Origin of the sequence: Shewanella sp. NIFS-20-20, from assembly GCF_019209865.1 — a bacterium.
GTDB lineage: Bacteria > Pseudomonadota > Gammaproteobacteria > Enterobacterales > Shewanellaceae > Shewanella.
Genome location: NZ_JAHUTT010000029.1, coordinates 1 through 14,756, shown reverse-complemented (window position 1 = coordinate 14,756; position 14,756 = coordinate 1). Strand labels below are relative to the sequence as shown.

General features: G+C 49.5%; 8 protein-coding genes and 1 pseudogene. 2 read left to right on the top strand and 7 right to left on the bottom strand.

Features of this window, described 5'->3' with window-relative positions; genetic code table 11:
• Positions 1–185 precede the first annotated feature (185 nt).
• A complete protein-coding gene (locus tag KU855_RS10605; RefSeq protein ID WP_218530259.1) occupies positions 186–1,460 on the top strand; it encodes a mechanosensitive ion channel family protein in 1,275 nt (424 codons plus the stop codon).
• A 120-nt stretch (positions 1,461–1,580) separates the two neighbouring features.
• Here KU855_RS10605 and hutH read toward each other — a convergent pair whose 3' ends face one another.
• The 3 genes from hutH to hutC are packed head-to-tail and all read right to left on the bottom strand — an operon-like array spanning position 1,581 to position 5,533.
• The gene (gene hutH, locus KU855_RS10600; RefSeq protein ID WP_218530258.1) at positions 1,581–3,113 is read right to left on the bottom strand and encodes a histidine ammonia-lyase; all 1,533 of its coding nucleotides are present in this window, start codon (positions 3,111–3,113) and stop codon (positions 1,581–1,583) included.
• Positions 3,110–4,786 carry a urocanate hydratase gene (gene hutU, locus KU855_RS10595; protein ID WP_218530257.1) on the bottom strand — a complete coding sequence of 559 codons (1,677 nt, stop codon included), beginning with the start codon at positions 4,784–4,786 and terminating at the stop codon, positions 3,110–3,112. The genes hutH and hutU overlap by 4 nt, the downstream gene beginning before the upstream one ends.
• A gap of 42 nt (positions 4,787–4,828) precedes the next feature.
• Positions 4,829–5,533 (bottom strand): histidine utilization repressor, encoded by a 705-nt coding sequence (hutC, locus tag KU855_RS10590; RefSeq protein WP_218530256.1) that lies wholly within the window; start codon positions 5,531–5,533, stop codon positions 4,829–4,831.
• A gap of 183 nt (positions 5,534–5,716) precedes the next feature.
• Here hutC and hutI point away from each other — a divergent pair, with 183 nt between their 5' ends.
• A complete protein-coding gene (hutI, locus tag KU855_RS10585; RefSeq protein WP_218530255.1) occupies positions 5,717–6,943 on the top strand; it encodes an imidazolonepropionase in 1,227 nt (408 codons plus the stop codon).
• Between the two features lie 160 nt (positions 6,944–7,103).
• Here hutI and KU855_RS10580 read toward each other — a convergent pair whose 3' ends face one another.
• The 4 genes and pseudogenes from KU855_RS10580 to KU855_RS10565 all read right to left on the bottom strand — a co-directional run.
• Entirely contained in the window at positions 7,104–9,005 is a 1,902-nt protein-coding gene (locus KU855_RS10580; protein ID WP_218530254.1) for a methyl-accepting chemotaxis protein, read from the bottom strand.
• A gap of 734 nt (positions 9,006–9,739) precedes the next feature.
• Positions 9,740–13,084 (bottom strand): Ig-like domain-containing protein, encoded by a 3,345-nt coding sequence (locus KU855_RS10575; protein ID WP_218530253.1) that lies wholly within the window; start codon positions 13,082–13,084, stop codon positions 9,740–9,742.
• A 587-nt stretch (positions 13,085–13,671) separates the two neighbouring features.
• Positions 13,672–14,022: a hypothetical protein gene (locus KU855_RS10570; RefSeq protein ID WP_218530252.1), complete on the bottom strand. Its 351-nt coding sequence runs from the start codon at positions 14,020–14,022 to the stop codon at positions 13,672–13,674.
• Between the two features lie 324 nt (positions 14,023–14,346).
• A pseudogene (locus KU855_RS10565) lies at positions 14,347–14,756 on the bottom strand (transposase); the annotation flags it as partial.

Here is a 14,756-nt window from a genome sequence, read left to right as displayed (position 1 = left end):
CTAGCACACCTGCGTAATCACTATGCTAACCAGTTAATGGCTGTCACGCAAAAGGTCTTTAATGTTATGGGGGGATTTTTGCAAAAATGCTTAATTAACAATTAAGTTATCAGTATAGATGACTGACATACACTTTAATAAAACATGATAAAGTAAGCCCAATTAATTGCGCTGGAGAGTCTGTTTTGAATAACGAGTTACGCCAAGAAATTGCCCACTGGCTAAGCCAAGCTGGCATCAATAGCCAACCCACAGATAGCATGCCAACCTTCGTGTTACTGGTCGCCTGCGCCTTTTTAGCTACCCTTGCCTATCTCATTGTGCGTCGTGGTGTCATTCGCGCCCTGAACATCATCATCAAACACTCTAAAGCCTCATGGGATGACAGTTTTTTACGCTTTCGGGTACTGGAGAAACTGGCGCTGCTGGTGCCAGCCCTCGTCATGAACTTACTCGTACCCATTGTGCTAACCGCTCATTCCTTATTGTCGGTATTGATCGATCGCACCTTAAGCGTATTGATAGTGATCTTGTTTATTCGAGCCGCCTTTGCCGCCCTCGATGCCGCCAATGAGATTGCCGATGTCAGATTAATCAGTCGACGCTTACCTATCAAAAGCTTTGTGCAACTGATTAAGCTCTTCATGTTTTTTGTGGGCGTCATCATCGCCATTTCTATTTTTGCCAATCAATCACCTGTGTATTTTTTAAGTGGCTTAGGGGTCGCAACCGGTCTGGTGATGTTGGTCTTTCGCGATACCATTTTGGGGTTTGTGGCGGGGATCCAGTTAGCAGCCAACCGCATGGTCAGCCGCGGTGACTGGATCCAAATGGATAAATATGGCGCCAGTGGCACCATCGAGGAAATTTCACTGACGACAGTTAAGGTGAGAAACTTCGATAACACCTTAACCATGATCCCTGCGTACGCCTTGGTACAGGATGCCTTTAAAAACTGGCGCGGTATGTCAGAATCTGGCGGTCGTCGTATCTGTCGCTTCGTCAATATCGATGTCAGCTCAATCCATTTTTTAAATGAAGAAGAGCTCGCTCGCTTAGAAAAGGTCAATTTACTAAAAGATTACTTAGCTAAGATGCGCACTGAACTAAATGAATACAATACCGGCCTTATTGATAACGATGAGTTAATCAACGGCCGTCATATGACCAATATCGGTACCTTGCGGATTTATTTACTGGAATACCTCAAACATCATGAGCGAATTCACAAAAATATGACCTTATTGGTGCGCCAACTGCAACCGGGCCCCGATGGCTTGCCGTTAGAAATTTACGCCTTCACCAATGATACTCGTTGGGATGTGTATGAAGCGATTCAGGCTGATATCTTCGATCATTGTTACGCAATTTTGCCAGAGTTTGGCTTGCGCGCCTTCCAAGTGCCTAGCGGCGAAGACATGCGCCAAATTCGCTTGGCGCAAGATCTCACTCAACCCTAGCTAGCAGACCAAACAGATTGCCCTCGGTGTCCAGTGCCAGGGCAATCAATCTCACTCAGCAATCAAAGCCCTCGCGTTGACGCCGGCACATGTCAGCGCAGCAATGAGGACGTCACCGCACTAAACGCTTGGCAAAATACCCTTGGGTAAATACTCATTAAAACCGGCCAGGTATAACAGGTCAGTGGCGGCTTCAATATCTGGCGCAAAATACCTATCTTTATCGTAAAAACTCACCTGTTCACGCAGTACCGCCTTGGCCTTAGCAACCGCGATACTGGGCGCCAACGGCCCCCTGAAGTCCAAGCCTTGCGCCGCCGCCAGCCACTCGATGGCCAACACTCCTCGGGTATTTTCGGCCATATCGCGCAAGCGCCGCGCCGCAAAGGTCGCCATAGACACATGATCTTCTTGATTAGCTGAGGTCGGCAAGCTATCGACAGACGCAGGGTGTGCATAAGTCTTGTTTTCAGAGGCCAAGGCCGCGGCGGTCACCTGTGCTATCATAAACCCCGAGTTTACCCCGCCGTTGTTGACCAAAAATGGCGGTAATTTTGACAAACTCGAATCAATCAATAAGGCCATCCGTCGCTCAGCAATCGAGCCCAACTCGGCAATGGCTATCGCTAAGTTATCGGCCGCCATCGCCACAGGTTCGGCGTGAAAATTGCCTCCAGAAATAATATCGCCAGTGTCTTGAAAGACTAACGGATTGTCGGTCACCCCATTGGCCTCGGTGCCTAGCACATCGGCGGCCTGACGAATTTGGGTCAAGCAGGCGCCTAACACTTGTGGCTGACATCGGAGTGAATAGGGATCTTGCACCTTGTCACAATTCACGTGGCTCAGGCTAATCTCAGACTCATCGCCCAGTAAATGGCGAAAAACCAAGGCAGAATCGATTTGTCCTTGCTGGCCTCGCGCCGCATGTATACGCGGATCGAACGGACTGCGACTGCCCATGGCCGCCTCAACACTCATGGCTCCAATTACTGAGCTGGCTGCAAATAAATCTTCAGCATGGAACAAGCCTTCCAAGGCTAAGGCCGTTGATGCTTGGGTACCATTGAGTAAGGCCAAGCCTTCTTTAGCCGCCAACTCCATCGGGGCTAAGCCTGCAATGGCTAAGCCTTCCTTGGCCGAGATTAACTCACCGCGATAACTCATCTCCCCCTCACCTAGCAAGGGCAAGCACATGTGCGCCAATGGGGCTAAATCGCCAGAGGCACCCACCGAGCCCTTCTCGGGGACACAGGGGTAGACTTCGGCATTAACCAATTGAATTAAAAAGTTAATGACTTCAAGTCGGATCCCTGAAAATCCCCGCGCCAACGAGTTTATCTTGAGGACCATCATCAAGCGTACACTGGCGTCTTGCATATACTGCCCCGTACCCGCCGCATGTGATAACACGATAGAACGTTGCAGCAATTGCAGATCATCAGGGGCAATTTTAGTGTTAGCCAACAAACCGAATCCGGTATTAATACCATAGACAGTTCGGCCTTCATCCAAGACTTGCTGCACCAAGCCGGCGCTAGTATTAATGTCACTCACGGCGTTATCGGCCAAAGTTAAGGTGACGTTATGACGGCTAATTTGGCGCAATTGCGCTAAGGTCAAACTGCCGGGAGTTAATACAAAATGACTCATGAGTTTTTCTCCATCATCGGCAGATCTAAGCCCTGTTCACGGGCGCACTGTTTGGCAATTTCATAACCGGCATCGGCATGGCGCATCACCCCGGTAGCGGGATCATTCCATAGCACTCGCCCAAGACGAGCGGCGGCATCCTCACTGCCGTCAGCCACAATCACCACCCCCGAATGCTGACTAAAGCCCATCCCAACACCACCACCATGGTGCAAAGACACCCAAGTCGCACCGCTGGCGGTATTGAGCAGTGCATTCATCAACGGCCAATCAGAGACCGCATCCGAGCCATCCAACATCGACTCCGTTTCGCGGTTCGGGCTCGCCACAGAGCCAGAATCTAAGTGATCTCGGCCAATCACTATCGGCGCCGACAACTCCCCCGAGCTAACCATCTCATTAAATGCCAGCGCTAAGCGGGCACGATCTTTTAAACCGACCCAGCAAATCCGCGCGGGTAACCCTTGAAAAGCAATACGTTCACGCGCCATATCGAGCCACTGATGCAAATGCGGATTATCGGGAATGAGCTCTTTTACCTTAGCGTCGGTTTTATATATATCCTCAGGATCGCCAGACAATGCTACCCAACGAAATGGGCCAATACCTTCGCAAAAGAGTGGCCGCACATAAGCAGGCACAAATCCCGGAAAATCAAACGCATTGTCGACGCCTTCTTCAAAAGCCATTTGGCGAATGTTATTACCGTAATCTGTGGTGGCTGCGCCCGCCGCTTGTAAGGCGAGCATGGCCTTAACCTGAACCGCCATCGACTGCTTAGCCGCCTTAACGACCGCCGCTTCATCATGTTGGCGCATCTGCGCCGCTTGCGCCAAGCTCCAGCCTTGCGGTAAATAGCCATTGAGCGGATCATGCGCCGAAGTTTGATCGGTCACCACATCAGGGGTCACGCCCTGCGCCACTAGCTCGGCAAACACATCGGCAGCATTGGCCAATAAGCCCACAGAAACTGGCTTGCCAGAGGCGTTAGCTTCATTGATTAAGGCCAACGCCTCATCAAGACTGGTGGCCTTTTTGTCGACATAACGAATACGCAGCCTAAAGTCGATACGAGTTTCATCCACCTCACAGGCCAGCACAGAGTAACCTGCCATAGTGCCCGCTAGCGTTTGCGCGCCTCCCATGCCACCTAAGCCACCCGTTAATATCCACTTACCACGACTATTGCCATCAAAATGCTGCTTAGCCATAGCGACAAAGGTTTCATAGGTACCTTGGACTATGCCTTGAGAGCCAATATATATCCACGAGCCTGCCGTCATCTGGCCATACATGGCCAAACCTTGCTTATCGAGCTCATTAAAATGCTCCCAGTTAGCCCAGTGAGGCACCAAGTTGGAGTTGGCAATAATGACTCGGGGCGCATTGCTGTGAGTTTGAAACACCCCCACAGGCTTACCCGATTGCACTAACAAGGTTTGATCGTCTTCCAGCCGTTGCAACACGTCAATGATCTTGTCAAAGCAAGGCCAATCGCGCGCGGCGCGACCAATACCGCCATAGACCACTAAATCCTCGGGGCGCTCGGCCACATCGGGGTGCAGGTTATTCATTAACATCCGCATTGGCGCTTCGGTGAGCCAACTTTTACAACTCAGCTGACTGCCATGTGGCGCAATGATACGGCGGGTAGGGTCGTGACGCTTATCCATGGAGGTCTCCAAACTTGCGATGATTTGTTATAGGTTATTGTGTTACCGAAATGTCAGGTGGCCGCCTAATCGGAAGCGACTACCGGGATGCACTAAACGTGCGAAACTAACCACACCTTGCTGACACCAAGTGCGGCGAATAATTTGCAGACACGCTTCGTTGTCTTTAAGGGTTAAATGCTGACGCAAAGCCGACGTTGCCGAGATGGCTTCGATGGTGTGGCGCGCCTCGGTCAATGGCGCCACTTTGCACAAATATTCATGAGGCGTTTGCTCGCTAAAATCTTGTTGCAAATACTCCGGAGCCATCACAGGATTAACAAAGCGTTCCTCGAGTTGCAACGGCTGCCCTTGCTCACAATGCAGCAATAAAGAGTGATAAATTAACTCGCCGGGCTCCAGTCCTAAAGCGATGGCGATGGGCGCAATCGCGGCCATCGACTCCAAGACCAAGACTTGCACGCTATAACCATGGCCGCGCTCTTTGATTTCATCGGCAATATTGCGGATAGACAACAAGGAAGATTGAGATTTCAACGACGCGACAAAAGTCCCCGCCCCCTGACTGCGCTCTAAAACGCCCGCCTCGACTAGTTCAGTTAATGCCCGCCTAGCGGTCATGCGGCTACACTGAAAACGATGAGCCAATTGATTTTCTGAAGGAACCTTAGTGTGCTCTTGCCACTCACCAGAATGAATATGCTCGAGGATCATCTGTTTGATTTTGGCAAAAATAGGCACAGTCATTGGCAGTTCCTTAGCGTATTATCAGTCCAGGGTCGGAAATATATCAGCGTCATCTGACTCGGCTGCGGCGACATTTAGAGGCCACCCCCTGTTCGATGACCGCAGCAGATGTTACCTTGTATATACAAGATAAGCTCAACTCACAATAAATAGCAACAAGCATTTAACCTAGTAGGGGCACTTATGGAGTGGGACCAAGTTTGGATCGATATCAATATCGCCAGTATGAACCCTGATTTGGCAGCAGATTATGGCGCTATCACTGATGCCGCCATGGCTATAGTTGCCGACAAAATCGTGTGGATGGGCCCGCGAGATCAACTCCCTGCTTTTGATGTTTTATCGACCCCCATCTATCGCGGTGGCAGTGGCTGGATCACCCCAGGGCTTATCGACGCCCACACTCACCTTATTTTCGCCGGCAATCGTGCCAATGAATTTGAAATGCGCCTCAATGGCGCCAGTTATCAAGACATTGCCCAGGCTGGCGGTGGCATATTGTCGACCGTAAAAGCCACCCGCGCTGCCACCGAGGCCGAGTTGTTTGAATTAGGGCGTAAGCGCTTAAATGCCCTAGCCAAAGAAGGGGTCACCACGGTAGAAATTAAATCCGGCTACGGCCTGGATAAAGACACAGAACTCAAGATGCTGCGGGTTGCCCGTGAACTAGGCAAACACCACCATGTGGATGTCAAAACCACTTTTCTGGGTGCCCACGCCGTGCCGCCTGAGTACAAAGACAGAGCCAATGATTACGTGGACTTTGTGGTCAAAGAGATGATCCCTGCGATTCTGGAAGAGAACCTGGCTGACGCTGTGGATGTATTCTGCGAAAACATTGCCTTCGACCTGCCACAAACCCAACGGGTACTGACAACCGCCAAAGCCCGCGGTCTGGATATCAAGCTGCACGCCGAACAACTGTCCAATATGGGCGGATCGACACTGGCTGCCACTCTGGGCGCCCAGTCAGTGGATCATATCGAGTATCTGGATGAAGAAGGGGTTAAAGCCATTGCCGCCAGCGGCACCTGCGCCACTCTGCTGCCCGGCGCTTTTTATTTCCTGCGGGAAACCCAGTTGCCCCCCATCGACCTGCTGCGCCAGTACCAAGTGCCCATGGTGATCGCCAGCGATTACAACCCCGGCTCATCACCTATTTGCTCGACCCTCTTGATGCTCAATATGAGTTGCACCCTGTTTCGTCTAACGCCCGAAGAGGCGTTGGCCGGGGTCACTCGTAACGCTGCCAAGGCATTGGGCATTGCGGCCAACGTCGGAGTATTGGCTGTCGGCATGCAGGCTGATTTCTGCCTGTGGGATATCCAGAGCCCAGCAGAGCTGGCGTATTCCTATGGACGCAATCCACTTGTGAATGTAGTGAAGGCGGGCAAATTGGTTCACCAATAATATAGCTAAGGCGGGCCACATTGCTTTTGGCTTGAGAATGGCAGCTCAGGAGAACGTTGAGCTGCCAATGACTTGATAGCTGTTAGTCGGTTTGGCTCACACTCTCCTGAGTCATCGCAACTCTTCTAGCTCCCCCATTGCTTGTATTAGTCAGGGAGTATTAAGACGCACCTTGCTGGCCAGTAAACTTACCCACCAGGCGGTTGAGCTGACTGGCCAAGTGTTCAATCGAGTTGGTCGACTCGCTGGATTGCTGGGCAGCAACAGCCGTGTTTTCAGCCAATTCTGAAATCACTAGAATATTGCTTTGGACACTATCCGTCATAGCGGTCTGCTCCTTCGACGCGGTGGCTATGGCCATATTTTGCTGCGCAATATTCTCAATTTGAGCCAAGATAGCGGCCATTGACTCTGCCCCATCATGGGCTTTCGCTACACAGGATTTCGCCAACGCACTGGAGTCTGTGATCAAAGAAACACTCAGGCCGACATCCGTTCGCAGTTGACCGATAATCTGAGTGATCTCATCCGTAGACTCATGGGTTTTCAATGCCAATTCCCGCACCTGATCCGCCACAACGGCAAAGCCACGCCCCTGCTCACCGGCTCTGGCCGCCTCAATAGCAGCATTCAGTGCCAGTAGGTTAGTTTGCTCTGTAATATTGCGGATCACATCAATCACAGAACCGATACGGGTACTTTCGGCATTGAGCTTGTCAATATTGACACTGGCCACCCGCATGCTGTCATCCAGATTGGCGATCTGCCGGGAAGATTCACTGTTGACCTCCTGCCCGCCTCGGGCAGATGCCTGCAGCTCCTGAGCAATCTTAGCCGCAGTGACAACACTTTGTGCGATCTCACGACCGGTTGCTGTCATCTCATTTATGGCGGCCGAAACTGACTCAGACTCTAACCGCTGTTTTTCCGCATTACTGGATGTATCTTTTGCCATGGTCAGGCTTTGCTCGGCATTATTGGATAACTCAGTGGAGATGCCGACTATCTTTTCCATGGTGGCTTGCAGGTTGGCAATAAAGCGGTTGAAGTGACCAGCCAACTCTGACAGCTCATCATTGCCCTTCAGCTCCATACGCACCTTTAACGAGCTGTCGCCTTCGGCAATTTTCTTCATCAGATTATTGGCAACCTCGACTTTATTGGTTATCGCACGACTGATAAGCCAGAGTATTGAGCACAAGAGCAGCGCCAACACGCTCCCAACTAAAGACAGGCGCAACGTCAGCGCCGCCTCACGAGCATCAATGCCACTCAGCAGCTCAGAGCTCAACGTCTCCATCTGCTTTTCAGCCTCGCGCACCGAAGCTCGCAAACTCCCGTGTAATCCGGAAGATTGCGTCAGACCATACTCCTTCAGATTGCCGGCAAGGGCGTTAAACTTATACTGATAATCTTCAAGGTCAGCATTCATGCCCAACTGCTTTTCCAAGGGCACACCACTGCCATCAATCACGGTTTGAATGGCTTTAATCTGCTCATTAAACCTATCGATATACTTGGACTCAGACCGTAACAGAAAGTCCTTTTCGTGACGACGCAACAACAATAGATTGCTGTAAATATCGTTATTAAATATCTCCTTAACATCTGTCTCAATGCGATGAGAGGCCGCTCTGACATCCTCCAACAACCCATTGTCTTTATCGGTGCCAATCACCATGCGCTTCTCAACCAAGGCGTTGAAGTCCTGCTGGTACTTTCTCAAGCTTGACAGCGTCGCTGCCACGACAGTCTCACCATTCATATCAACGACCACCAGCTTATCTCGGGCGTCGTTAAGTTGCCGCGTCAATTGAGAGTAATCCTGAATGAATTTATCCAGATATTTGGCATCATGCCGGGCCATAAAGTCTTTTTCATGGCGTCTAAGCATCAGTATGGAGGTCTGGCTTTGCAGAATATCCAGTGATGCGCTGTCTAGGGTGGCCAGCTCGGCAAACGAGCGCTGAAAAATAATGGCAAAGCCGATCACTGAAATAAGAATGGCAACGACCACACTGGTCAATTTGCCTTTAATAGTTTGAGGCATAGCAAATTGCATAGATACTCCCTTATTCCTTGTATGGGAATGCAAATCCATTCGCAGCAACCATCTAGGCAGCCATGAGTAAAACATAAGCATAGCCACGATATTTTAGAATTCAATCAAGTAACTTGCTATCCCAGAGATATCACACTCTGAAATGTCAGCCTGACGACATAATAAAGCCATAGACTCATCTATGGCTTTATAGATTATCTGCATTGGCGGTAGCCCTACAGAACAAACCTCCTCGCCCCCAACAATCAAAAGGTCTACCTGAGACCCATTACCGCATCAGTGAACTTGGCCACGCTGTAGGCCCGTCCTGCTCGGCGATGACAAACTGGGACTGATTAAGGGCAGACCCCTAGACAAGAGTTATCGGCTGCGGTCAGCGGGATTGATTTTTCAACCGACCTATGACGCATTGGCGACACCCTGGCACAAAGTGCTAAGGGATACCCGCCACCGATGTCGGCGGATAGATGTGAATCCACATGACGTGAGCGGAGAAACAATTTATCGGCTGATCAATTGGGTGTCTGAGGCACTCGAGATATGCGCGGCTCGGCGCGCACTGACCACACTAAGATAATAACCAACGACTGTCGCCCCCAAACGCAGCATGGCCAGCCTGTATGCCAAGCCACTGGCCGCGACTCCTCCAATAAAAAAACCCTGTTAATTTAACAGGGGTTTTCTTGGCGATTTCTGAACTATCGCTGCCGATAGACGCTTAAGGCAACTCGGGATTACTGCGGAGTCAAACCAAACTGCTCAAGCACTAATATAAAGTTAGCTCGACGCTCTTTGACGTTGTGAACATCGCCAGTGGCACAGGTCAAATCTGGACAACCACGGTTTACAATGCCTGAAACGTCGTCAATAAACTGCGAACCTTTCATGCCGCCATCAACGTACTTTTTAAGTTCATTGTAATAGTTCCAGTCGCCATATTGCCCCCCGTGATCGGCATAGGCTTGAACTGAGGTCACCCAGTAGAACAACCCGGCAATCCATTTGATTTCTTTGTTTTCTTCCGAGCTACAAATCAGCCCTGGGTTTGAACAAAAATCAAGTTCAGCATACAAGGGATTGGCCGGCGGCGCTTCAACTGTAACGCCATCAATGGTTTGCCCTATGGTGTCCGGATCAACGTGTGAACGACCAAGATAGTGATTCAAGGTACCGAAATTTTGGCGACCCGTGGTTTGAATAACCCCTCGGCCCCACCAACCACAACCTTCGACACTTTCTTCACTGCTGCCATCCCAAATGAAATCGCCCGCCTTTTGGCCAACATAGGTCTTACACTGATCGCGTTCCCAGACCTGCTTAGAGGTATCGACTGACTCTGGCGAATCGTTACAGTGACCAGTGTTGCTCCAGCGACCCACGTGACCATTGACCAGCAAACCGCGTTCTTCCAGCACGGCATTAGGTGCCGCAAACACAGGTGCTGGCGCGCCGTACCATTTCGCATGAGTGAGGGCGCTGACCTCCATTTTATTGTCACGAGGGCAAGAGTAGGCGTGATCTAAACCGGAGTCTGGATTCACGCCGTAATCGGCATATTTCTGCCCCAATTGACCGCAACTGGCTGACATTGGATAGTCGGTAGGTGCACCATATTTCATTTCAGACCAGTTGTTTTCGTCACATGCATTGTAACGAATGGTCTCTTGCATACTTTGGGCCAGGAAGGCCGCAATGGCAACTTTGGCATACTTGATGTTAGTGGCATCATCGATGCCGTCATCCATTAACCAGAACTTGTTACCGGCCACGCCAATATTATGCATCGCGTTAAGGCCATCTAAGAAGTCAGCCCACTTGTAAACCGTAGACGGTACCCACTGCGATTGCGGTGTTTCGTACAAGAAGGCTTCATTATCCATCGCGTGTTCTGCATTCGCCAATTCTTGGTTTAATGCTTCAATGCGGGTTAATGAACCTATCTCTAACGCTTCACCTACGTAATATAGCGGCACTTTAGCGTCTTGGTAGCGTTCAATCTTACTGGTTAGCTCCGCAGTATCTTGATCAAACAAGATGGCAAATACGTTGCTGTAAGCCGCTTTGCGCAGTTGTGATGGCGCCGCCGCATGTCCCATAAAATAGTCAGCGGTTTGCGCTGTGGACAGATTAGCCAACATCACAGGGGCCTTGATGTAGTCACTCACCTGCTTGATGTACTCGAGCGCATGATGCCACTGCTCACGATTAAGCGCTGTGGTCGCACTTGATTTGGTGAAAACCACAAAATCGGCTTTGACAGCATCGGCTTGATATAGGCCAAAGCTGTCGAGCAGATCGGCGCTAAATACCGACGCTTCATCCCAGACCGACTGCCGACCTGAATGGGGGACGTAGGCAAAATCCCCAAGCGCCAGCGACCAACCGAAACTGGCTTGCGGTGCCAAAGTTGAGACGATCAAATTATGCGCTTGCGCCCAACCTTTGACATCATCGCTCAATGCGTTAATCGCCTCAATATCGATGCGACTTCCGCTAATATCAATGGCGTTAATCAGCGCTTGCTTCACCGCCACAGTGCCGATGGCACTGCCTTTATCTTGGCTAACGCTCGCCAGCACATCACTGCTTAAGATTAGCGATGACGCACTCGCCTGCTCTGTTTGCTCAATAACGGCAACAAACGCTTGAGTCAATTGACTCACATCGAGTAAGGCTTCCATGTTTGCCAACTCGATGGTTTGGGTTGACGGCGCGCTAGTAGCAGGGCTTGCCACCACTAAGGTGTTGGGCCAATCCGCAACTTCCAAACGAATGGGATCCATAGGATTTGGCAAGGATAATAACGGCGCTGTCCCAGGTTCACTGCCATCACAATTTAAGTGCAGTGCCCAAGAGCTGTCGCTACCCGGAACAGATTGGGTCCAGTAAATCGCGCTATAAGCGATATTACTATGCACCATGATATCGCCGCCGGTGGCATGATCGCCACGGGTCCAGTCAGGATACACATTAAAGTCGGCACACAATTCACCGGGTGGCGTGACGGGCGGCTCAACCACATCTTCAGCAATGCTAATGGTCACACTCGCACGAGATGACAACTGCTCGGCATCGGTAGCGATAGCCTGCAATGTGACATTACCGGCCACAGGCGCTTGCCATTGGCAGCTAAATACTTGGGTCGTGGTGGCATCGAAGCTACAGATTTGCTGGTTATTCGCCTGGATCACTAACTGGGTGAGATCATCATCGACATCGGTCGCGCTGACCTTAATGGCCACAGTGTCGTCCACACTATAGCTCGCACCATTGGCTGGTGACACAAATCTTACTACCGGCGCGGTAACATCAATCTCTTCTGTCACGGTAACCGCCACAGACTGTTGTTTGATTGTTTGGTTATTGCTATCGAGCACAATCAGTTCAATGGTGGCATTGCCAACCGCTGTCGGTGTCCATTGATGGGAGTACTGGGTCTGACTCTGATCGATGGCTTTTACTGCCAGTTTTTGGTTGTTAACCCAAAACTCAACCTTGGCGGCCAACTCACCATCAATGCGCGCGTTAATGACCACGGCTTCATTGGCTTTCAGCAATTGCCCAGCGGTCGGTGATAAAATCGATAACTCGGTCGCTTCCGGCTCGCCAGGCTCTCCGCCACAGTCGGTAATATCCCAAAACCATGAGTTAGCCGCTGGAGATTCCCACACACCGGGGTTGTTTTTAGCAATAAAGCACTGCCCAGCAAATGACACCATGTCGCCATTGCTCACCTGAGTCTTCCCTGGGATAAATGGAATAATATCGCCAATACCAGGCCCAGGCCCAGGACCGGGCTCAGGCTCAGGTTCTGGTTCTGGCTCTGGTTCTGGCTCGCCAGAACAAACAGCCACATCCCAAAACCATGACTCTCCATTTGGCGTTTCCCATACTCCGGGATTATTTTTAGCCACAAAACATTGGCCATTATATATAACCATATCGCCATTACTGACGGCGGTTTGCCCCGGGACAAAGGTAATAAGGCCTGAACTGGCATGAGCATCAGCAGCATATAAATAGCCACTAAACATCGCCGTAGATAATATAGCGATTGTTTTTTTATTTAAATTTTTCAAATGTTATTTCTTCTTCTACTATTGAACAATATTAAAATTTTGCAGCTATCGATATATTCCATTATGAGAGTGCATTGTTTAGAAGTACCTGTCCTATTTTTACATGGACGCATCAAGTCTTATCGTGAACATCACTTATTTTTAAGCATGAACAATACCAGCCATTAGCGGCCAATCGCTAAGCGTACCCCGCTAGTGATTGAAAAACATGTTCTTCTATAATCGCCCACAGAGCCTAGTAACAGCATGGTTGTCATCAGGGTATCTGATGCAACATTTATTTCTGCCTCACCATCGCTGCATAGATTAGATACCTCTACAATTTAAATTGTATTCATAAAACCGGATTTTCAGCCACTCTTTTTTTATTATTGGGATATTTACTCACAGCCTTGAGAACAAATTTCAATCAAGCAAAAATCTTATTAAAGTTAATTGCCAACATTTTGCTAATATTTGACTAAACCAGCACACAATAATTGTCATTCGCCATTTTATTGGCGCCAAAACCTATCGATATTTATATTTTGTAATACATGATATAAATATATATTCCAGTTGAACAGTGGCGAATATTGAGGCTAACTTTATTCTAATGCCGTTGCGTCTTGGATGGCGCTTAGAGTCTCGCTCAACTCCGACAATGATACCGATAACTGATTAAGACTCACTCGGTAGATATTGCCGCCCTCATCGAGCTCGAACATCAGGTGATATTGGCGATGACCGTCAGGGAAGCAGGTAAGTTGACAGTGGAAAGCTTGAGCCGTTTCACTCGCGGCGACTAAATGCCAACGACTCTGAGTAAGATCGAGCAGGAAAATATCTTGATGGGTATCGAAAATTCGTGGCGCATAGGCCCATTGCGACATCCGCATTTCAATCGGATGAATATCGATTCGATACCGACCTCGGTGAAAAATCTGCTCAACTTGCATCACGTCCCCTAGCTAATAAGTGAACTTTGGTAGGATACCAAACCATTACCTCGGGCGTTTCAGCTACATAAAGCCATTGAGCAAGGTTAATCATAGAATTGATAAGCCACCCATACTAAAACAATAACCTAACCATCAACATACTTCATCTATACGACCACATAGTAATGAAGTACCAATTGCCGCCGATGAACAGTGACAATTGGACAGTATCTCGCTGCATTTTTATTTATCACAGGTTATGAAAGCAACTTGGTAAGATTTTAGCCGCAAGGGTCTCTCCCGCAACTTGTTGGGATAATACTTAAGAATGGTTGTATAGATTTATTGAAAGATGTCAGCAGTCAAATACTGACAACTCTTGACAAAGTGCCGTCGTCGTTTTTGTAAATGCTCACAAAATTTATCCAGCTCTTGCGTATTTCCTGCTGGCCCATGGAATAACTGGCCAAATTCAGTGGCAAGTTTAAGCCAATTCTCTGGCGATATATTCAAGCGCTCAAGCACCCGGCTGCTGCCGTTATTTATGCTGCCTCGCTTGTCATTGCGGACTATCCGGCCGGTGTCTTCTATCAATTCGAGGTAATCTTTAACGTCAAAGTGAAGGCCATTAGGCTGGTTGTCACACTCATTGCCAGTAAACTGCATGAGCGATGCCGGTTGTTGGCCGCTTAGTGCTGCTTGGAGGCGTAATTGAATACTGGTGTAATGTGATTGCTCAAGGGTTGGCGCTT

Excerpts from the sequence above, each read along its gene's own strand:
- hutH (WP_218530258.1), bottom strand. The coding sequence starts at position 3,113 with ATGAGTCATTTTGTATTAACTCCCGGCAGTTTGACCTTAGCGCAATTG.
- hutU (WP_218530257.1), bottom strand. The coding sequence starts at position 4,786 with ATGGATAAGCGTCACGACCCTACCCGCCGTATCATTGCGCCACATGGC.
- hutC (WP_218530256.1), bottom strand. The coding sequence starts at position 5,533 with ATGACTGTGCCTATTTTTGCCAAAATCAAACAGATGATCCTCGAGCAT.
- hutI (WP_218530255.1), top strand. The coding sequence starts at position 5,717 with ATGGAGTGGGACCAAGTTTGGATCGATATCAATATCGCCAGTATGAAC.
- KU855_RS10580 (WP_218530254.1), bottom strand. The coding sequence starts at position 9,005 with ATGCAATTTGCTATGCCTCAAACTATTAAAGGCAAATTGACCAGTGTG.
- KU855_RS10570 (WP_218530252.1), bottom strand. The coding sequence starts at position 14,022 with ATGCAAGTTGAGCAGATTTTTCACCGAGGTCGGTATCGAATCGATATT.